Below are 19,701 nucleotides of genomic sequence, written 5' to 3'. Positions count from 1 at the left end.
GTGGATGTAGTACAACGGCGGTAACTGGGTCGTTAGTATGAAATTCAGCCAAAAAAGGTGATTCTTCTGAAATCTGGATTATCCTTCTAAGGCGCAGGTTATGTAGCGTGACACACCCATAACAGCAGAACAACGAAGACTGTAGCACGAAATTCAGTCTTACTTTTCTACGGATTGCGTTACGCTGATCCCCTTGGGGCAGGGGGATGAGCGAAGCGTAATCCGTGCCTGCCGGTCTTTATTCCTGATTTTCCCAGAGAGCGCTATGTACTTTTACCAACCTTCCCAGGGACACGGCCTGCCGCACGACCCGTTAAACGCCATTGTTGGACCCCGCCCGATCGGCTGGATTGCCTCCTGCGATACTGAAGGCCGCCCGAATCTGGCCCCGTACAGCTTCTTCAACTGCTTTAACTACCATCCGCCGATCATCGGCTTTGCCAGCTCTGGCTGGAAAGACAGCGTGCGCAATATCGTTGAGACCGGGGAGTTTGTCTGGAATCTCACCACCCGCGGGCTGGCCAGCGCCATGAATGAAACCTCCGCCAGCCTGCCGCACGGCGAAGATGAGTTTTTACGTGCCGGGCTGAGCAAAGCGGAAAGCCGGATAGTGAAAGTGCCGCGGGTCGCGGAAAGCCCTGTCAACTTTGAATGTCGCCTGTCCCAGTGCATCCAGCTGACGGCGGCAAACGGCGCGGAGATCGACACCTGGCTGGTGCTGGGGGAAGTGGTCGGGATCCATATCGACGAAAGCCTGCTGCACGAGGGGATCTATCAGACGGCCAAAGCGCAGCCGGTACTGCGTGCCGGTGGCCCGACGGCATACTTCGCCATCGGGGAGGAGCAACGTTTTGACCTGGTGCGTCCGGACGCCAGAAAAGCGAGCGGTCAGTAACCGATTTTATCGATGACAAACTGCTTCCCGCAGTTACCCGGGTGCGGTTGGGCCATAAATGAAGAGGCCGTCAGCGGGGCATTAATGCTGGCGGCGGTCAGCGTGAGCTGCACTTCGGTGAGATAGGCCGGGTTGCCGCTGCAGCTGAGCTTAACGGCTTTGACCGTCTGCGGGCCCCAGCTTTTAGCGACCGCGGCATCGAACGCGCTGCGGGTGACGGATTGGCCGTAGTTTGCCGCCAGGAACTGCCCCAGCGGGCTGGCCTTCACTTCCTGATTCATCCGCACCATGGTGCCGAAATAAGCATCAGGATCGAAACCGAAACAGACCCCGTGTTTGGCATATTCGTAACGCTCCAGGCAGGAGTTGCCGCCCGCGCCCGGCATCACCTCATTCAGCTTCGCAGCCCCGGTCAGCGATAATCCGGTCTCTGCGGCGTCACATTTCCGGCCCGCTTTCACCTCCGGCATGTTGGGGATCGGGCGGGTCGCGCAGCCATAGCGCATCCAGCGGCGGTCGTCGACACCCCGTGCGGCGATGGATTTCGGTAAGCCCGGCCACAGGCCATGAACGGTGAGGATCGTGGTTTTGTCGTCTCGCTCTTTTTGCAGGCGACACTCATCGGGCGCCGCGCGGTTGCGGTCATGCAGGCTCTGGCAAAAGCCAGACTGCCATGAGAGCGCCAGCACGTAGCGATCAAAATCCGCGTACTGCGTCGCCTGAAGCGGTGCTGCCTGCGCCGGGAGTGCGCACAGTGCTGCTGCGGTTGCGCTGATAGCGAAAACGAAATCCTTTCTGAACATGTCAATTCCTGATGGTTGAAAGCAATATATTGCTGGGAGTTATTAAAGCACAAAAAGCGCCCGCAGGCGCTTTATGCTCCAGGTGCGCTTAGTTCAGGGCGGCGCCTGGCACCAGAACTTCCGTAGCGATAATGACAATGACCAGCCCAACCAGAACCGGCACCGAGGTGCGTTTTACCACTTCGAAAGGCGAGATTTTCGCCATCCCGGCGACGGCGACGACCACGCCGGAGACCGGGGAGATGGTCCGGCCCAGGTTGGAGGCCTGCAGCATTGGGATGGTGAGGTAGGCCGGGTTGATCCCGGAGGAGTGCGCCAGTTTCGGGATCATCTCCACGAAGGCATAGAAAGGCGCGTTACCGGAACCGGTGGTCATCGCCGCCAGCATGGTCAGCACGACCAGCACCAGCATCAGGATAATGCTCGCGGAACCGAACGAGGTGGCGATGGAGATCAGGCTCTGGATAAAGCCGATAGTGCTCAGCCCCTGGGCAAAGACCCCGGCTGCCACCAGCAGCATCACCACGCTGGCGAAGGCATCCGCCATCCCACGATAGGCCACTTCCAGACCGCTAAAGACCTTCTGGGTATTGAAGCCGCGCACAAACTCCAGCACCGCCGCCAGCAGCATGCAGAGCACCAGGATGGTGATGATATGCAGCTCCGGCCCCCATTTGCCGTCAAAAATCAGCACGCCGACGATCGGCGTAAACGGCAGGATGGCGTAGAACGATGGCGCGGTGGTGGTGATTTCGCTGACGTCGAGTCGCTCGTGGGAGATGTTCTCTTTTTTATCCAGGTAGCGCTGCCAGAAGAAGTGCGCAATCGCCATGCCGATAATGGCGGCAATGGAGATCGGCAGGGTGGTTTTGAAGGCGAAGTCGATCAGCGGCATCTCGGCGGCTTTGGCAGCCAGCACCACGTCACCGGAGGTCGGGGAGAGAATAATCGCTGCCGGGGAGGCGCAGATTGCCGCCGCCGCGCCGCGGCTGATCCCCACGTTGACCATCACCGGGAACAGGGTAGCCATCAGCAGCACGCCCAGGCCGGTTGCCGAGGAGACGGCCAGCGACATCAGACAGGCCACGAAGTAGGCGGCAATCATCAGCAGGTAAGGGGAGTTGATATAGCTCAGCGGCTTCGAGGCCAGCTTGACCACCATATCGTTGGCACCGATATGGGTCATGTAGGCCGCAAACCCGCAGAGCATCATGATCATCATCCCCAGATCGCCACCGCGGCTCATCAGCAGGATTTTGATGTACTCGACAATGTCGGTTGCGGTGTAACCGGTGCTGGTGGCGCTGGACGGCAGCACCTTATGGCCCATCAGGGCGCTGACGATCAGCAGGACAAGACCGCCGACAAACAGCACGCCGGTCGCGGAGTAGCCTTTGATGATGTAGCGCGCGACGCCGACAATAACTACTACCCCGATCAGGAGCTCGATAAACGTTAGCATGGATCCCTCTGTTTCCCGACGCCCCAGAGCGAAAGGAGAAATTAGCAATGAAATTAAGGTGACAAAATGTGCCGAAATAATGGTCCGGCCTCGCTGACCAAAATCAATAAATCACCGACTAACGCCAGACCCGTCGTTATTTTGTTGGGACATCCGGGATTATCTCCCTTTCAGGTTCAACCCGACATCTGTCGATCCGGCTTCTCCGGCTGCGGTATCGAGAGGATAAAGCGGGTCGATATCTCATCAGATTCTACCCGGATTTTCCCATGATGCGCGGTGACGATGGACTTCACTATCGCCAGACCGATACCGCTACCTTCGCCTTTTCTCTGCCGGGAGGGGTCTACCCGATAAAATCGATCAAAGAGTCGCGGCAGATGTTCAGCGGGTATGGGTTTTCCCGGATTGGCGACGATAAGTTCTACTTTGTCTCCCCGATCGGTAATGGAAAGCGTGATGGCTTCGCCTTCCGGCGTATACCGCAGGGCGTTGGAGAGAAGATTATTCAGGGCGCGTCGGTACATCAGAGGATCGCCCTCAATCAAGGCGGAGCTCCCCTGTAATCTGAGGGTTATCTGACGTTCCTCTGCCCAGGCTTCGAAGAAATCAAAAACGCGGATAACCTCATGACGCAGGTCAAACGCGATCTGCTCCGGAATCAACTGATGATTATCGGCCTGTGCCAGAAAAAGCATGTCGCTGACCATGCGGGTCATTCTGTTGTACTCCTCCAGGCTGGAGTAGAGCACATCTTCCAGCTCTTTCTCCGTTCTCTGTTGGCTCAGGGCGATTTCAGTTTGCGTCACCAGATTCGTAATGGGGGTTCGGATTTCATGGGCAATATCGGCGGAGAAATTGGCCTGGCGTTTGAAGACGTCCTCAATCCGTTCAATCATCTGGTTGAACGACATCACCAGCTGTTCAAGTTCAATGGGGACGCGTGACGGCTCCAGCCTGGCATCAAGGTTCTCGGAGGTAATATTTTTGATGGCAATGCTCACATCCCGCAGCGGCTGATGTCCCTTCCGCACCGCAATATGAATGATAAAGACGATCACGATGCTGATGATGACGGCAATGGCAATTAAGTTCTTTTTCAGCGCATCAAGATAATGAAGATGAAAATCTATTGAGAGCCCGATGAGCAGCGTCCAGGTCTGGGGCTTGCCGTGGAATACGCTACTGCCCGAGGAGGCAATCACCCTGAATGTCTCCTTGTTCGTTGCGGCGTGAGTATGACTCTGCTGCGTATGACCGGGTACAGACCAGAGAAAAACATCTCCGGCAGTGCGGTGGGCGGTAAAGCTCTTCTCTTTAGTGGCCGGGAGGAGGGCGATGCCTTCTGACGAGCTGAAGAGGATTTTGCCCCCGGCATCCTGGAGGACAACCGCTACGTCACGATAGCTGTCTATGGCTCCCCGCACTTTACTGAGCTTTTGATCATCTGTCAGGGTAGCGTTAAGCAAGATTTTGTTAAGGGCACCGTTGATTTGCGTCAGATCGTTGACATCCTGTACGGCGAAATGCTGTTCAACGGAGTGCAGCATAATCCACGTGAAGGCAATAAATGCCGCGATCGTTGACAGGCTGATAAGAAAAGTCAGCCGCAGGGCAAGGGAATAGGGACGTCGGGTGGGATTAGCGCTCATCTGCGATGTCCAGAACATATCCCACACCCCGGACGGTATGTATTAATTTGGGTTCATACTCATTATCGATTTTTGCCCGCAGGCGTTTGACGGCAACATCGATGGCATTGGTGTCGCTGTCAAAGTTCATGTCCCAGACCTGGGAGGCGATGAGCGAGCGGGGGAGCACTTCGCCCTGATGACGGATGAAAAACTCCAGTAAGCTGAACTCCTTACCCGTCAGCTGGATGCGATTACCGGCGCGACTGACCTTTCGCGACACCAGGTCCAGCATCAGATCCGCCACCCTGAACTGACTTTCCGGGATCACCGTACTGCCGCGACGAAGCAGGGTCCGCACCCGGGCAAGGAGTTCGGCGAAAGCAAAAGGTTTAATGAGGTAATCATCCGCGCCGAGCTCAAGCCCTTTGACGCGATGCTCAATGGTTCCCAGGGCTGACAACAGGAGCACCGGCATTCCTTTACCTGCGGAACGGAGCATCCGGATAATATCCCAGCCGTTCACATCAGGCAGCATGATATCCAGGATCAGCAGATCGTACTCTGCGGTCATGGCGAGATGGTATCCGGTCAGGCCGTTGTCAGTGCGATCGACAATAAACCCCGCTTCAGTCAGCCCCTTGCTCAGGTATTCCCCGGTTTTAATTTCATCTTCAACGATCAGTATTTTCATCTTGCTCCCCTGAAATGCGGCTGGAGCCATTCTATTGCGACTGAGTTCGTTATCAACGACTCAGGGTGAAAATGACAACATTGTCATTATCCAGTCACCGGGTAATCAGGAAGCGTTCGGTAAAGTACACCCGATAACACTCTGGTTTTTAGAATCATTACCGGCCCGACCTGGAAAAGATGCGTTATGTTCACATTAAAACGACTCAGTCTCAGTCTGTTGCTCCTCCTGACAGGCTGTGTCTCGCTGGCACCGGATTACCAGCGCCCGGCGAACCCGGTTCCTCAACAGTTTTCCGTCTCCCATAACAGCCTGATGCCAGCGGGGGAGGGCTATCAGGATGCAGGATGGCGTCACTTTTTCGTCGACCCCCAGGTTATCCGGTTGATCGGTGAGGCGCTGAATAATAACCGTGATTTGAGAATGGCTGCTCTGAAGGTGGAGGAGGCCCGGGCTCAATTCAACGTCACGGATGCGGATCGTTATCCCCAACTCAATGCCTCTTCAGGGATCGCTTACAGCGGTGGCCTGAAAAGTGACAAACCGACCACCCAGCAGTACGACGCGGGGCTGGCCCTCAGCTATGAGCTCGATTTCTTCGGCAAGCTGAAGAACATGAGCGATGCGGACCGACAGAACTATTTTGCCAGCGAAGAAGCCCGTCGTGCCGTACATATTCTGCTCGTCTCTGACGTTTCACAGCGCTATTTCAGCCAGCAACTGGCCTATGAACAACGTCGTATCGCGCGGGAAACGCTGAAAAATTATCAACAAGCTTATGCTTTTGTAGAGCAACAGCTGGTGACAGGCAGTACAAATGTGCTGGCGCTCGAACAGGCCCGCGGGCAGATCGAAAGCACTCGGGCAGAGATTGCCAAACGCGAAGGTGACCTGGCACAGGCAAGTAATGCACTGCAGTTGGTTCTCGGAACCTATTCCGCTCTTCCTGCGGAAAAAGGGATGCACGATGGCGATATCATGCCGGTAAAACTGCCGCCCAATCTGTCATCAGAGATCCTGCTTCAGCGTCCGGATATTATGGAGGCGGAATACCTGCTGAAAGCGGCTGATGCGAATATCGGTGCGGCAAGAGCGGCCTTTTTCCCGTCCATTACCCTGACGAGCGGGCTTTCTGCCAGCAGTACGGAATTGTCGAGCCTCTTTACGCCTGCGAGCGGAATGTGGAATTTCGTCCCCAAAATTGACATCCCCATTTTTAATGCCGGCAGGAATAAAGCCAACCTGAAGCTGGCTGAAATTCGCCAGCAGCAGTCGGTTGTAAATTACCAACAAAAAATTCAGAACGCATTTAAGGAGGTGGCTGACGCGCTCGCATTGCGGGTCAGCATCGGCCAGCAACTTGAAGCACAACAGCGCTATCTCGCTTCGCTACAAATAACCGTGCAGCGTGCCAGGGGATTATATTCCAGCGGCGCGGTTAGCTATATCGAAGTATTAGACGCGGAACGTTCGCTGTTCTCCACGCAGCAAAACATTCTCGATCTTATTTATGCCCGGCAGGTTAATGAAATTACTCTCTTCACCGCACTGGGCGGCGGTTGGGTCGAATAACGGTATTTAATTAAACAGGAAAATAAACATGCGCAATTCACTTAAGGCCGTTGTATTCGGTGCGATCTCCATTATGTTTTCTGCCAGCCTACAGGCGGAGGTTCATCAGCACGCGGAGATGCATGCTGCCAGCGAAGGGACCTCGGAGCAGATTGTCACCGGGACCGGCATCGTGAAGGACATTGATCTCACGAATAAAAAAGTCACGATTTCTCATGAAGCCATCCCGGAAATTGGCTGGCCCGCGATGACCATGCGTTTCACCTTTATTCAGGCTGACGAGAGTATTAAGGCCTTAAAAGTCGGCAACCAGGTGAATTTCTCGTTTGTTCAGCAGGGCAATCTCTCTTTACTCAAGAGCATTAAATAGCGAGAAACGGCATGGCCTCTTTAAAACTAAAATATGCTGCCATGATAGTCAGCAGCCTTATCGCAGGAGGGCTGATTTCAGTTACGGCGTGGCAGTACATTCATGCGTCTGAAAAAACAGAAACGACCTCGCCGGAACGAAAGATACTTTTCTGGTATGACCCGATGAAGCCGGATACACAATTCGATAAACCGGGGAAATCCCCTTTTATGGATATGGATCTGGTGCCTAAATATGCCGATGAAAACGAGGGGGAGAGCGGTGAGGGAATTCGTATCGATCCCACCCAGGTTCAGAATCTTGGATTAAAAACGCAAAAAGTGACCCGCGGAACCCTGGGGTATTCCCGGACGTTCCCGGCCAATGTCAGCTATAACGACTATCAGTTTGTCATTGTGCAGGCGCGTTCTGATGGCTTCGTTGAAAAAGTGTATCCCCTGACGATTGGCGATCGTGTCAGGAAAGGGACGCCGCTTATTGATATTACCATTCCGGAATGGGTGGAAGCCCAAAGTGAATACCTCCTGCTATCCGGTACCGGGGGGACGCCCACGCAGCTTAAAGGGGTGCTGGAACGGCTTCGTCTGACAGGTATGCCGGAAGAGGATATTCAGAGGCTGCGCACATCGCGGCGTATCCAGACCCGATTTAGCCTCAAGGCGCCGATAGACGGTGTTATTACTGCTTTTGATCTGCGCAGCGGGATGAATATCTCCAAAGAAAAGGTGGTGGCGCAGATACAGGGTATGGACCCGGTCTGGATTAGCGCGGCTGTCCCGGAGTCCATCGCTTATCTCCTCAAAGACACGTCCCAGTTTGACATTTCGGTGCCGGCTTATCCGGATAAAGCGTTCCATGTTGAGAAATGGAGCATTCTTCCCAACGTGGATCCAACCACCCGAACCTTGCAGGTCCGCCTGCAGGTTGCCAACACGGATAAACTGCTTAAGCCGGGCATGAATGCCTGGCTGAAACTGAATACTCAAAGCCAGCAAATGCTGCTGATACCGAGCCAGGCCGTGATCGACACCGGTAATGAGCAGCGGGTGATTACTGTCGATGCTGAAGGTCGGTTTGTACCGAAGAAGATCCAGGTTCTGCACGAATCTCAGCAACAGGCGGGTATCGGTAGTGGCCTGAACGAAGGGGATTCGGTCGTCGTCAGTGGTCTGTTCCTGATTGATTCTGAAGCCAATATCAGCGGTGCGCTGGAACGTATGCGTCGAGGGAGTGACCATGATTGAATGGATTATCCGGCGGTCCGTCGCCAACCGTCTCCTCGTCATGATGGGGGCGCTGTTTCTCAGCGTCTGGGGAACATGGACCATCATCAATACGCCGGTGGATGCACTGCCCGATCTGTCTGACGTTCAGGTGATTATTAAAACCAGCTATCCCGGCCAGGCCCCGCAAATTGTTGAAAACCAGGTTACCTATCCGCTCACTACCACCATGCTGTCGGTGCCCGGCGCAAAGACCGTGCGTGGTTTTTCCCAGTTCGGGGATTCGTACGTGTACGTCATTTTTGAAGATGGCACCGATCTCTACTGGGCCCGTTCTCGCGTGCTGGAGTACCTGAACCAGGTTCAGGGCAAACTGCCTGCTGGCGTGAGCGCCGAAATCGGCCCGGATGCCACGGGTGTGGGCTGGATTTTTGAATATGCGCTGGTGGATCGCAGTGGAAAGCATGACCTTTCCGAATTGCGCTCTCTGCAGGACTGGTTCCTGAAATTTGAACTGAAGACCCTTCCTGATGTTGCCGAGGTGGCGTCGGTAGGCGGCGTCGTGAAGCAGTATCAGATTCAGGTCAACCCGTTAAAGCTGGCTCAGTACGGCATCAGCCTGCCGGAGGTTAAGCAGGCCCTTGCGTCGTCTAACCAGGAAGCCGGTGGCTCATCTGTTGAAATGGCGGAAGCGGAGTACATGGTCCGTGCCAGTGGCTATCTCCAGAGCATTGATGATTTCAATAACATCGTCCTGAAAACCGGCGAAAACGGGGTACCGGTTTACTTGCGCGATGTTGCCCGGGTACAAACGGGGCCGGAAATGCGCCGCGGTATTGCCGAGCTTAACGGTCAGGGAGAGGTCGCCGGTGGCGTGGTGATCCTGCGCTCGGGTAAAAACGCGCGCGACGTTATCACCGCGGTGAAAGATAAGCTGGAGACGCTGAAGGCCAGCCTGCCGGAAGGGGTTGAGATTGTGACAACCTACGATCGCAGCCAGCTCATCGACCGGGCCATTGATAACCTCAGCTATAAATTGCTTGAAGAGTTTATTGTGGTGGCCATCGTGTGTGTGCTGTTCCTGTGGCACATCCGTTCTGCCCTGGTGGCGATTATCTCTCTGCCACTTGGCCTGTGTATCGCCTTTATCATCATGCATTTCCAGGGGCTGAACGCCAATATCATGTCCCTGGGAGGCATTGCTATTGCCGTCGGGGCGATGGTGGATGCCGCTATCGTGATGATTGAAAACGCGCATAAACGGCTGGAAGAGTGGGATCATCAGCATCCGGGTGAGCAGATTGATAATGCCACCCGCTGGAAGGTCATCACCGATGCCTCCGTTGAAGTGGGGCCAGCTTTGTTTATCAGCCTGCTGATCATCACCCTGTCTTTCATCCCAATTTTTACCCTCGAAGGGCAGGAAGGGCGGCTGTTTGGTCCGCTGGCCTTTACGAAAACCTATTCTATGGCAGGGGCGGCGGCGCTGGCCATTATCGTCATTCCGATTCTGATGGGGTTCTGGATCCGGGGGAAAATACCCGCCGAGACCAGCAATCCGCTGAACAGGTTACTGATCAAAGCCTATCATCCGCTTCTGCTCAGGGTGCTTCAGTGGCCCAAAACAACCCTGCTGGTTGCGGCTTTATCCATCTTCACGGTTATCTGGCCCCTGAGCCAGGTGGGCGGCGAGTTCCTGCCGAAGATCAATGAGGGCGATCTGCTGTATATGCCTTCGGCGTTGCCCGGCGTCTCTCCGGCAGAAGCGGCGGCGCTGTTACAGACCACGGACAAGCTCATCAAAACCGTCCCTGAAGTGGCCTCTGTTTTTGGCAAAACCGGTAAGGCCGAGACCGCCACGGACTCCGCGCCGCTCGAAATGGTGGAAACCACCATTCAGCTCAAACCTGAGGAGCAGTGGCGGCCCGGCATGACGATTGACAAGATTATTGACGAGCTCGATAAGACCGTCCGTTTGCCTGGCCTGGCGAACCTGTGGGTTCCGCCGATCCGCAACCGGATAGACATGCTTTCCACCGGGATCAAAAGCCCGATAGGTATCAAGGTGTCAGGAACCGTTCTGGCGGATATCGATGCCACGGCCCAGAGCATCGAGACGGTAGCCAAAACCGTGCCGGGCGTGGTGTCAGCTCTGGCGGAACGGCTGGAGGGCGGGCGCTACATTGATATCGATATCAACCGGGAAAAAGCCTCCCGCTACGGGATGACCGTGGGTGATGTACAGCTGTTCGTCTCCTCGGCCATCGGCGGCGCGACGGTGGGTGAAACGGTAGAAGGCGTGGCCCGATACCCGATCAATATTCGCTATCCGCATGACTACCGGAACAGTCCGGTCGCGTTAAAGCAGATGCCGATCCTGACGCCGATGAAGCAGCAAATCACGTTGGGCGATGTGGCGGAGATTAACGTGGTTTCCGGCCCCACGATGCTGAAAACGGAAAATGCCCGGCCTGCCAGCTGGATCTATATCGATGCCCGCGGCAGGGACATGGTGTCGGTGGTGAACGACATTAAGACGGCCATCAGTCAGAACGTGAAGTTGAAGCCGGGTACCAGCGTGTCCTTCTCCGGCCAGTTTGAACTGCTGGAGCACGCCAACAAAAAACTGAAGCTGATGGTGCCGATGACGGTGATGATCATCTTCATTCTGCTCTATCTGGCGTTTCGTCGCGTGGATGAGGCGGTGCTGATCCTGATGAGTCTGCCGTTCGCCCTGGTCGGGGGAATATGGTTCCTCTACTGGCAGGGCTTCCATATGTCTGTCGCGACCGGGACCGGATTTATCGCCCTGGCCGGGGTGGCGGCAGAGTTTGGCGTGGTCATGCTGATGTATCTGCGACACGCCGTTGAAGCGCACCCGGCGTTGTCCCGTAAGGAGACGTTAACGCCCGAAAGGCTTGATGAGGCGCTCTATCATGGCGCCGTACTGCGGGTTCGACCCAAGGCCATGACCGTGGCGGTTATCATTGCGGGTTTATTGCCGATTCTCTGGGGAAGCGGCGCGGGTTCGGAAGTGATGAGCCGGATCGCGGCACCCATGATCGGGGGAATGATAACGGCACCGCTGTTATCCCTGTTTATTATTCCGGCGGCCTACAAGCTCATCTGGTTGCGCAGGCATCATTACTATGCGGAGCAGAATTAAAGCTAAGCTATTGATCGCTTTCTTATTATTTCAGGTATTTATATCGCTTTAAATTCGGGAGGGATAAATAAAAGGAAAAACACCCGACGTCTGCCATACAAAATCGGTGCAGCCCAGCGGTGACGGGCCTGGCGGCGGCGCGGTAATCAATGTTGATTATTGATGTGCGATATAAGTTATTGCATCAACGTTAATTTTTCTTAATTGCGCCTTAAATATTTAAGGCGCACATTCTGTTACCAAGATTATTCTTAGCTGTTTGACTTAATAATTAAGATAAACGCTCATGCCGTCAGGTTTGTTTTTCCCCTAATCTGGGCGAGAACACGCAGAATAGTTAAGTGGTAATGAGAACGTGACAATTATTAATAAATTTATCCTTGTTTTTACATTTATTTTTGCTCAGTTAACGTTTTCGACTGTGGCAGCGGCTAAAGACGTACCTCCCCTGAGAGCCTGGGTCAAAACTATCCATAACGATATGATTGAAACCTGGGAAGCACCCCAGCATTACGATCTCTATGTGCCTGCCATTACCTGGCATGCCCGCTTTGCTTACGACAAAGAGAAGACCGACCGCTACAATGAGCGTCCGTGGGGCGCGGGGTTTGGCCAGTCGCGCTGGGATGAAAAGGGGAACTGGCATGGCCTTTACGCGATGGCGTTTAAAGATTCCTACAATAAATGGGAGCCCATCGCGGGCTACGGCTGGGAGAAAACCTGGCGTCCGCTGGCCGACGATAATTTCCACCTCGGTCTCGGTTTTACCGCTGCCGTGACGGCGCGTGATAACTGGAATTACATCCCCGTCCCGCTGGTTCTGCCGCTGGCATCCGTGGGGTACGGCCCGGCCACTTTCCAGATGACCTATATCCCGGGCACTTATAACAACGGCAACGTCTACTTCGCCTGGATGCGCTTCCAGTTTTAACTGAAAAAACGTTACGCACTGGTGATTTAATAGCCATCTGCCGAAGTAGAAAGGATAAAAATGGGGGGGCAAAAATTAACGCGACTTTTGTCACTTTTCTTCAAAAAGGCGCTGGACAAAACCGCTCACAATTGTTGTACTGATACCCGACACAGCATTTGTGTCCAATTTTCATGTAAAGGTAATTTTGATGTCTAAGATTAAAGGTAACGTTAAGTGGTTTAATGAATCCAAAGGATTCGGTTTCATTACTCCGGAAGATGGCAGCAAAGACGTGTTCGTACACTTCTCTGCAATCCAGAGCAATGGTTTCAAAACCCTGGCTGAAGGTCAGCGCGTTGAGTTTGAAATCACTAACGGTGCCAAAGGCCCTTCTGCTGCTAACGTCATCGCTCTGTAATTCAGACGAGACCAGCAAGAATTTCAAAACCCGCTCACTGAGCGGGTTTTTTTCGTTCAGGCTTAGCTAAACAAGTACAGTCTCAAAAAGCTGGCAAGGATCGCCACGCTCAGCACTACCATTCCCGCATTTGTTATTTTCTCTTTCATTGCGTCACCCTCAGTGTAAGTGGTGACAGGTTGCCTGAGAAAAATTAAGCCAACATTAAGGCCCGGATCTTTAGTGAGCGTTAACCGCAGAAATTAGCCAAAATGCGAGCGCGGTCATCATTAACGAACCCAGAAGGTTAACCGCAATGTTCAGCAGCGCCCAGGCTGCGCGACCATCCTGCAACAGAAATACCACCTCGGCGGAAAACGTTGAGAACGTCGTCAGGCCGCCGCAGAAACCGGTAGTGATCAATAGCTTCCATACCGGATCGATGTGGGTCATGCGGTTGAACCACGCCAGCCCCAGCCCAATGATAAAAGCGCCAATAAGGTTAGCCGTGAGCGTACCGAACGGGATCTGCTGATGCAGAGGGTTCAATCGCATGCTCAACAGCCAGCGCGCCACGCTTCCTGTGCCCCCACCGATAAAAACGGCTAAAAGAAGTTGAAACACGAACAATACCTGCTATTTGATGTGTAAGGATCCTGAGTGTAACGCCGTTTGAGGTAAGGGGAAAATATGTATGTTGCGGTTGGACAATTTGCAGTAACGGCAAACTGGCAGACAAATGCCGAAACCTGCGTTTCGCTGATGGCGCAGGCGGCAGCGCGGGGCGCATCGCTACTGGTGCTGCCGGAAGCCTTACTGGCTCGGGATGATAACGATCCCGATCTCTCCGTAAAGTCGGCCCAGCCGCTCGACGGCGGTTTTTTGACGCTGTTGCTGGCGGAGAGTGCCCGAAACCAGATGACCACGGTGCTGACCGTGCATGTCCCCTCAACCGCAGGCAGAGCGATAAACACCCTGGTGGTGCTGCGTGGCGGCAGGATCGTTGAGCAATACGCCAAGCTACATCTTTACGATGCGTTCAGTATCCAGGAGTCCAGGCTGGTGGATGCGGGCACGAGCATACCGCCGCTCATCGACATCGAGGGCATCCGTCTGGGGTTAATGACCTGCTACGATTTACGCTTCCCGGAGATGGCATTAAATCTGGCGCTGGCAGGGGCGGAGGTGCTGGTCCTGCCTGCGGCCTGGGTCAGAGGGCCGCTTAAGGAGCACCACTGGTCAACGCTGCTGGCGGCCAGGGCGCTGGATACGACCTGCTATGTGGTGGCAGCAGGGGAGTGCGGCAACAAGAATATTGGCCAGAGCCGTATTATCGACCCTTTGGGGGTGACAGTTGCGGCTGCGGCTGAGGGACCAGCGCTGCTGTTTGCCGATATTAGCCGGGAACGCGTTACCCTGGCGCGTCAGCAGCTGCCGGTCCTGCGCAACCGACGCTTCGCGCCTGCGCAATTATTATGACGTTTTTTAAACAACGCTTGATTCACCTTGTTACAGATTGCTATTGTGTGCGGGCGTCAAATGACCGTTAATAACGTCAGGTTTTTAAGGCGCGAAACGCAGCCTGTTTACGTCAAGAAGGTATCTATGGGTGAGATTAGTATTACCAAACTGCTGGTGGTAGCCGCACTGGTTGTCCTGCTGTTTGGTACCAAGAAATTACGTACGCTGGGCGGAGACCTGGGTGCTGCCATCAAAGGCTTTAAGAAGGCAATGAATGACGATGACGCCACGGCTAAGAAAGCCGATGCGGATATCGCTGCCGAGAAACTCTCTCACAAAGAGTAACGACCACGCCTCATGGCTTGCGATAGAAAAAAACCGGCTCAGGCCGGTTTTTTTATGGGTGAAATGTAAACCTTTGTGACGGGGTTACTTCACTTCTTCGCCTTTCGCCTGCATGTCGGCGTGGTAGGACGAACGCACGAACGGGCCGCAGGCTGCATGGGTAAAGCCCATCGCCATCGCTTCGGCTTTCATCTCGTCGAACTCTTCCGGGCTCACGTAGCGCTGTACCGGCAGGTGGTGACGGCTTGGCTGCAGATACTGACCCAGCGTCAGCATGGTGACGCCGTGACGACGCAGGTCGCGCATCACTTCGATGATCTCTTCGTTGGTTTCACCCAGACCGACCATCAGACCGGATTTAGTTGGGATCTCCGGATGCGCTTCTTTAAAACGCTCCAGCAGCTTCAGCGACCAGTTGTAATCGGCACCCGGACGCACCTGGCGATAGAGGCGCGGTACGTTTTCCAGGTTGTGGTTGAACACGTCTGGCGGGTTGGCGTTGAGGATCTCAAGCGCGCGGTCCATACGGCCACGGAAGTCGGGCACCAGCGTTTCGATTTTGATGTTTGGGCTTTTTTCGCGGATAGCGGTGATGCAGTCGGCAAAGTGCTGAGCCCCACCGTCGCGCAGATCGTCACGGTCAACGGAGGTGATTACCACGTAGCGCAGCGCCATATCAGCAATCGTCTGACCCAGCTTCTGGGGTTCATTGGCGTCAGGGGCAACAGGACGACCATGGGCAACGTCACAGAACGGGCAGCGGCGGGTACAAATTGCGCCGAGGATCATAAAGGTCGCGGTGCCGTGGTTAAAACATTCAGCAAGGTTCGGGCAGGAGGCCTCTTCACATACGGAGTGAAGGCCGTTTTTGCGCATCGCCGCTTTGATTCCCTGAATACGCGAAGAGTCCGCCGGAAGTTTGATCTTCATCCAGGCCGGTTTTCTTAACAGCGCTTCGCGCTCCGTAGCCACGTTTTTAACCGGGATTAGGGCCATTTTATCGGCATCGCGGTATTTAACACCACGTTCCATCACAATGGGTTTACTCATAGCGTGCGTCTTCCAGTTGCGAAAATCGAAGGAAAGCGTTTCAATTCAAGGGAATGTTGTATTTATCAACTATTTTTGAACGAACGACAGGCAGTATATCATTGAAACGGCCGATAAAGCAGCCTGCCCGGTCGCCAAATTGTAAAATAGTTGTTGTTTAGTGCCTTTTGTGTGGGGCAGCGCGGCTTTGCGGGTCATGGTCGCTGTTCAGAAGGCCTGGCGGATGACGTTAATCAGATTTTCAAGTACCGGGTCGCGCAGGCTCAGCTTGTTGTAATACAGGGAGATTTCAACGCACTCAGCGTTCAGCGGGGCGAAGGGGATCTGCTCCAGCGGCCAGCAGTGGCGTACCAGATTAAACAGACGCTCGGGGATGATACCAATCAGGTCACTGCTGCCGATCAGGGCGGCAATCGTAAAGAGATTGTAACTGCTGAAGTCGACCTGCTTTTCCGGGAAAATGTCGTTGATGCGTTGCCGCAGTCCATTCAGGTTTTGTCCTTCCAGCATCAGCAACGTTTGCTCGTATTGCTGCAGGTTCTCCACCGTGGCGGCCTGACTCAGGGCCGGATGGTGTTTACGGCAAATCAGCAACAGTCTGTCAGCGAAAAGGACATTGTGGCTCAGGGCGCGGGCATTCAGGGCGTTGCTGTCTACAATCAGGTCGGTCTGGAACTGCCCTAGCTGCGTCTCGGCGTCATTAACCGAAATATTACGCAGCATCAGATGCGGCGCATGCATCTTTACGGCCTGGTAGATCGGCGGCATCACCAGTGCCCCGACGGTTGGGGTAGTGCCAATGGTGATGGTCCGCTGCTTATCGTAGCTGCCGGTTAAATCCAGCGCCCCGAGAATCGATTCCAGCCCCTGGCTGATGTATTCATGCAGATGTGTGGCGTAGGCGGTGGGGGTCACGCCCTGGCCTTTACGAATAAACAACGGGTCGGGGAAAATTGCCCGCAACTTTTGAATGGATTGGCTTATTGCTGAGGGAGTGAGATTAAGAATTTTCGCAGCATTAACGATGCCTTTGTGGACATAAACCGCCTCAAAAATCGTCAATAAGTTGAGATCGATATTGCGTAAAGTCCGAAAAATTTGTGGTTTTGCTTCACTGCCTGGATCGCTCAAGCGTTTATCTGGAAAATTATTATTATCCACGCCATTCCTCCCTATTCATTCACAATACAAATAATAGTTGAAATTAAATAATGTGCTTATTGTTATGGATAATCTGTTTTTGAGAATTAACATTCTTAAATGAAATCATTGATTTGTCTGACCTTTGCGCAGGCGTTATCCATGCTTTTTGAAAATATAGAAACTACCGAATGTTGTAAAGGGTAAAAGCCGTCAAATAAGTATGGCCCATCAAATAATGAGCCAACGGGAGGAGATAATTAAGCAGGAATATATTTATGGGGCGGATTGTTTAGCAGTGCTAAAAAAGCATTAAGCAAATAAGGGCGCGCAATTTCTGGGGTAATGTTCTCAACCCACTGACGCATTTGGGTCATTTCCATCCCCGCATACCCACACGGATTGATGCGCTGGAAAGGCGAAAGATCCATATTGATATTTAATGCCAGACCGTGAAAAGAGCATCCTTTACGAATACGCAACCCGAGTGAACATATTTTCATGTCGCCGACATAGACGCCGGGTGCGTCCGCGCGCGGGTGCGCCTCAATATTAAATTCGGCCAGCGTATTGACCACCGTCTGTTCAAGCAGTGTCACCAGTTCCCGCACGCCGAGCTTCCTGCGTTTCAGGTTGAGCAGGACATACATCACCTGTTGACCTGGCCCGTGGTAAGTGATCTGCCCGCCACGATCGCTCTGGATCACCGGAATATCACCCGGCATCAGCAGATGCTCTGCTTTCCCGGCCTGACCCTGGGTAAACACCGGGGGATGCTCTACCAGCCAGATCTCATCCGGCGTGTTCTCGTCGCGCGTGTCAGTGAATTCATGCATAGCCTGGGAGACAGGTTCATAGGGCTGCAGCCCAAGCTGGCGGACGAGAATAGTATCCTGATACAAAACGATATCTCCGAACGAAGGGACAAACTGTAGCGGGGAGTATATCACAGAGGGAAAACAGGTTACCCGGCGATGCGGGTAACCGAAAGGCGTTACAGCACCATACGGACGATATCGATATTACCGAGCTCTTCGTACAGCGTCTCGACTTGTTCAATATGCGTTGCCGTGATGGTGATGGACACGGAGTGGTAGTTGCCTTTGCTGCTTGGTTTCACCGTCGGAGAGTAGTCGCCTGGCGCATGGCGCTGTACCACTTCAACCACCTGATCAACCAGCTCAGGCAACGCCTGTCCCATTACTTTGTAAGTAAAAGGAGTAGGGAATTCAAGCAGTTCGTTAAGTTTGGTTTTCATGTGAGCTCCGGCAGTACGTCAAAAAAATAATAACTCCCACATCGGGTGGGAGTTATCAGGTTACATAGTATATGGGGACGGAAATCACACTTTCAAGTGTTCAATTCTTAACCAAACCAGTGATGGAACATCAATTTAATGTAATCAATGATTTTGCCGAAGAAATTGCCTTCCGGGATTTCGTCCAGCACCACTAGTGGGCGCTGATCGATGGTTTTACCATCGAGCTGGAAGTTGATGGTGCCCACAACCTGGTTTTTCTTCAGCGGCGCGTGCAGTTCGCTGGCGGTCAGTACATAGCTGGCCTTCAGGTCTTTCATGCGGCCACGTGGGATGGTCAGGTAGAGATCTTTATCGACGCCCAGAGAGGCGCGATCGTTATCGCCAAACCACACCGGCTCAGAGGCGAACTCTTTACCCGCTTTCAGTGGGTTCACGGTTTCGAAGAAGCGGAAGCCCCAGGTCAGCAGCTTCTTGCTCTCGGTTTCACGGCCTTTGAAGGTACGACCGCCCATTACCGCAGAGATCAGACGCATCTGGCCTTCGGTGGCAGAGGCTACCAGGTTGTAACCGGCTTTGTCGGTGTGACCCGTTTTGATGCCGTCAACGTTCAGGCTGTTATCCCACAGCAGGCCGTTGCGGTTGGTCTGACGAATACCGTTAAAGGTAAACTCTTTCTCTTTATAGATGGTGTACTCGTTCGGCACGTCGCGGATCAGCGCCTGGCCAATCAGGGCCATATCGCGTGCGGAGCTGTACTGACCGTCAGCATCCAGGCCGTGAACGGTCTGGAAGTGGCTGTTTTTCAGGCCCAACGCGGAAACGTAGCTGTTCATCAGGCCGACGAAGGCATCCTGGCTACCCGCGGCGAAGTCTGCCATTGCCACGCAGGCGTCGTTACCGGACTGCAGGTTGATACCACGGATCAGCTGGGAGACGGGAACCTGCATGCCGGGTTTCAGGAACATCAGAGATGAACCTTTAAACACCGGGTTGCCGGTAGCCCACGCATCGTTACCGATGGTCACCAGGTCGGTCTCTTTGAATTTACCTGCTTTCATGGCCTGACCGATGACGTAGCTGGTCATCATTTTGGTCAGGCTGGCCGGGTCGCGTCGTGCATCCGCGTTCTGTTCAGCCAACACTTTGCCGGAGTTGTAATCGATCAGGATGTAGGATTCCGCGTCGATCTGCGGAACGCCCGGGATCATGGTCTTGATATTCAGGTCATCGGCGTGAGCAACTGAGAGCGTGGCTGCGCAAAGCGCCGTAGCGAGCGCCATGCGCTGCATAAAACGAGCGGAGAAAGTGGTCTTCATGG

19 protein-coding genes are annotated in these 19,701 nt (G+C 53.9%); 9 read left to right on the top strand and 10 right to left on the bottom strand.

Translation table 11 applies throughout. The features are described 5' to 3' along the window. Positions 1-265: 265 nt before the first annotated feature. Positions 266-895, top strand: coding sequence for a flavin reductase family protein (locus WFO70_RS10905; RefSeq protein WP_337016073.1), 630 nt, complete (start codon positions 266-268; stop codon positions 893-895). Here the strand turns inward: WFO70_RS10905 and rna are convergent. The 4 genes from rna to WFO70_RS10885 form a co-directional block, all read right to left on the bottom strand. After that, a complete protein-coding gene (rna, locus tag WFO70_RS10900) occupies positions 889-1,698 on the bottom strand; it encodes a ribonuclease I (protein ID WP_337016072.1) in 810 nt (269 codons plus the stop codon). The two genes, WFO70_RS10905 and rna, sit on opposite strands and share 7 nt — an antisense overlap. Before the next feature lie 88 nt (positions 1,699-1,786). Then, the gene (gene dcuC, locus WFO70_RS10895; protein WP_337016071.1) at positions 1,787-3,160 is read right to left on the bottom strand and encodes an anaerobic C4-dicarboxylate transporter DcuC; all 1,374 of its coding nucleotides are present in this window, start codon (positions 3,158-3,160) and stop codon (positions 1,787-1,789) included. 176 nt (positions 3,161-3,336) lie between these two features. Then, positions 3,337-4,812, bottom strand: coding sequence for a Cu(+)/Ag(+) sensor histidine kinase (locus WFO70_RS10890; RefSeq protein WP_337016659.1), 1,476 nt, complete (start codon positions 4,810-4,812; stop codon positions 3,337-3,339). Then, a complete protein-coding gene (locus WFO70_RS10885; protein WP_337016070.1) occupies positions 4,802-5,485 on the bottom strand; it encodes a copper/silver response regulator transcription factor in 684 nt (227 codons plus the stop codon). Before WFO70_RS10885 ends, WFO70_RS10890 begins: the two co-directional genes overlap by 11 nt. A 186-nt stretch (positions 5,486-5,671) precedes the next feature. On the opposite strand from WFO70_RS10885, the gene WFO70_RS10880 reads away from it, so the two are divergent. From WFO70_RS10880 to cspE, 6 genes are all read left to right on the top strand, one after another. Beyond that, positions 5,672-7,057 (top strand): efflux transporter outer membrane subunit, encoded by a 1,386-nt coding sequence (locus WFO70_RS10880; protein WP_337016069.1) that lies wholly within the window; start codon positions 5,672-5,674, stop codon positions 7,055-7,057. Between the two features lie 28 nt (positions 7,058-7,085). Further along, positions 7,086-7,427, top strand: coding sequence for a cation efflux system protein CusF (gene cusF, locus WFO70_RS10875; RefSeq protein ID WP_337016068.1), 342 nt, complete (start codon positions 7,086-7,088; stop codon positions 7,425-7,427). A gap of 11 nt (positions 7,428-7,438) precedes the next feature. Then, a complete protein-coding gene (locus WFO70_RS10870; protein WP_337016067.1) occupies positions 7,439-8,671 on the top strand; it encodes an efflux RND transporter periplasmic adaptor subunit in 1,233 nt (410 codons plus the stop codon). Further along, positions 8,664-11,816, top strand: coding sequence for a Cu(+)/Ag(+) efflux RND transporter permease subunit SilA (silA, locus tag WFO70_RS10865; RefSeq protein ID WP_337016065.1), 3,153 nt, complete (start codon positions 8,664-8,666; stop codon positions 11,814-11,816). The genes WFO70_RS10870 and silA overlap by 8 nt, the downstream gene beginning before the upstream one ends. Before the next feature lie 355 nt (positions 11,817-12,171). Further along, positions 12,172-12,747, top strand: a complete 576-nt coding sequence (pagP, locus tag WFO70_RS10860) for a lipid IV(A) palmitoyltransferase PagP (RefSeq protein WP_442913361.1) — start codon at positions 12,172-12,174, stop codon at positions 12,745-12,747. Positions 12,748-12,937: 190 nt separating this feature from the next. Continuing rightward, a complete protein-coding gene (gene cspE / locus WFO70_RS10855; protein ID WP_002439184.1) occupies positions 12,938-13,147 on the top strand; it encodes a transcription antiterminator/RNA stability regulator CspE in 210 nt (69 codons plus the stop codon). A 219-nt stretch (positions 13,148-13,366) separates the two neighbouring features. Here cspE and crcB read toward each other — a convergent pair whose 3' ends face one another. Beyond that, positions 13,367-13,750, bottom strand: a complete 384-nt coding sequence (crcB, locus tag WFO70_RS10850) for a fluoride efflux transporter CrcB (protein WP_106992321.1) — start codon at positions 13,748-13,750, stop codon at positions 13,367-13,369. A 66-nt stretch (positions 13,751-13,816) separates the two neighbouring features. Here crcB and WFO70_RS10845 point away from each other — a divergent pair, with 66 nt between their 5' ends. Both WFO70_RS10845 and tatE read left to right on the top strand, forming a co-directional pair. Next, positions 13,817-14,605, top strand: coding sequence for a deaminated glutathione amidase (locus WFO70_RS10845; RefSeq protein WP_337016062.1), 789 nt, complete (start codon positions 13,817-13,819; stop codon positions 14,603-14,605). Positions 14,606-14,731: 126 nt separating this feature from the next. Then, positions 14,732-14,932, top strand: a complete 201-nt coding sequence (gene tatE / locus WFO70_RS10840) for a twin-arginine translocase subunit TatE (RefSeq protein WP_333850676.1) — start codon at positions 14,732-14,734, stop codon at positions 14,930-14,932. A gap of 84 nt (positions 14,933-15,016) precedes the next feature. Here the strand turns inward: tatE and lipA are convergent, their stop codons facing one another. The 5 genes from lipA to dacA form a co-directional block, all read right to left on the bottom strand. Further along, positions 15,017-15,982, bottom strand: coding sequence for a lipoyl synthase (gene lipA, locus WFO70_RS10835; RefSeq protein ID WP_337016061.1), 966 nt, complete (start codon positions 15,980-15,982; stop codon positions 15,017-15,019). A 207-nt stretch (positions 15,983-16,189) separates the two neighbouring features. Further along, positions 16,190-17,143, bottom strand: coding sequence for a YbeF family transcriptional regulator (locus WFO70_RS10830; RefSeq protein ID WP_337016060.1), 954 nt, complete (start codon positions 17,141-17,143; stop codon positions 16,190-16,192). A gap of 239 nt (positions 17,144-17,382) precedes the next feature. Next, positions 17,383-18,024 (bottom strand): lipoyl(octanoyl) transferase LipB, encoded by a 642-nt coding sequence (gene lipB / locus WFO70_RS10825; RefSeq protein ID WP_337016058.1) that lies wholly within the window; start codon positions 18,022-18,024, stop codon positions 17,383-17,385. A 92-nt stretch (positions 18,025-18,116) separates the two neighbouring features. Beyond that, a complete protein-coding gene (gene ybeD / locus WFO70_RS10820; RefSeq protein ID WP_003022706.1) occupies positions 18,117-18,380 on the bottom strand; it encodes a DUF493 family protein YbeD in 264 nt (87 codons plus the stop codon). 107 nt (positions 18,381-18,487) lie between these two features. After that, positions 18,488-19,699, bottom strand: coding sequence for a D-alanyl-D-alanine carboxypeptidase DacA (gene dacA, locus WFO70_RS10815; RefSeq protein WP_337016056.1), 1,212 nt, complete (start codon positions 19,697-19,699; stop codon positions 18,488-18,490). Positions 19,700-19,701: the final 2 nt, after the last annotated feature.

The sequence above is a fragment of the Leclercia sp. AS011 genome (assembly GCF_037152535.1).
Taxonomy (GTDB): Bacteria; Pseudomonadota; Gammaproteobacteria; order Enterobacterales; family Enterobacteriaceae; genus Enterobacter.
Note: the sequence above shows the minus strand (reverse complement) of the source record. Positions and strands in the feature narration are given on the sequence as shown.

Excerpts from the sequence above, each read along its gene's own strand:
- WFO70_RS10880 (WP_337016069.1), top strand. The coding sequence starts at position 5,672 with ATGTTCACATTAAAACGACTCAGTCTCAGTCTGTTGCTCCTCCTGACA.
- ybeD (WP_003022706.1), bottom strand. The coding sequence starts at position 18,380 with ATGAAAACCAAACTTAACGAACTGCTTGAATTCCCTACTCCTTTTACT.
- rna (WP_337016072.1), bottom strand. The coding sequence starts at position 1,698 with ATGTTCAGAAAGGATTTCGTTTTCGCTATCAGCGCAACCGCAGCAGCA.
- cspE (WP_002439184.1), top strand. The coding sequence starts at position 12,938 with ATGTCTAAGATTAAAGGTAACGTTAAGTGGTTTAATGAATCCAAAGGA.
- dacA (WP_337016056.1), bottom strand. The coding sequence starts at position 19,699 with ATGAAGACCACTTTCTCCGCTCGTTTTATGCAGCGCATGGCGCTCGCT.
- lipA (WP_337016061.1), bottom strand. The coding sequence starts at position 15,982 with ATGAGTAAACCCATTGTGATGGAACGTGGTGTTAAATACCGCGATGCC.
- WFO70_RS10870 (WP_337016067.1), top strand. The coding sequence starts at position 7,439 with ATGGCCTCTTTAAAACTAAAATATGCTGCCATGATAGTCAGCAGCCTT.
- dcuC (WP_337016071.1), bottom strand. The coding sequence starts at position 3,160 with ATGCTAACGTTTATCGAGCTCCTGATCGGGGTAGTAGTTATTGTCGGC.
- silA (WP_337016065.1), top strand. The coding sequence starts at position 8,664 with ATGATTGAATGGATTATCCGGCGGTCCGTCGCCAACCGTCTCCTCGTC.
- WFO70_RS10885 (WP_337016070.1), bottom strand. The coding sequence starts at position 5,485 with ATGAAAATACTGATCGTTGAAGATGAAATTAAAACCGGGGAATACCTG.
- WFO70_RS10845 (WP_337016062.1), top strand. The coding sequence starts at position 13,817 with ATGTATGTTGCGGTTGGACAATTTGCAGTAACGGCAAACTGGCAGACA.
- WFO70_RS10905 (WP_337016073.1), top strand. The coding sequence starts at position 266 with ATGTACTTTTACCAACCTTCCCAGGGACACGGCCTGCCGCACGACCCG.
- WFO70_RS10890 (WP_337016659.1), bottom strand. The coding sequence starts at position 4,812 with ATGAGCGCTAATCCCACCCGACGTCCCTATTCCCTTGCCCTGCGGCTG.
- cusF (WP_337016068.1), top strand. The coding sequence starts at position 7,086 with ATGCGCAATTCACTTAAGGCCGTTGTATTCGGTGCGATCTCCATTATG.
- tatE (WP_333850676.1), top strand. The coding sequence starts at position 14,732 with ATGGGTGAGATTAGTATTACCAAACTGCTGGTGGTAGCCGCACTGGTT.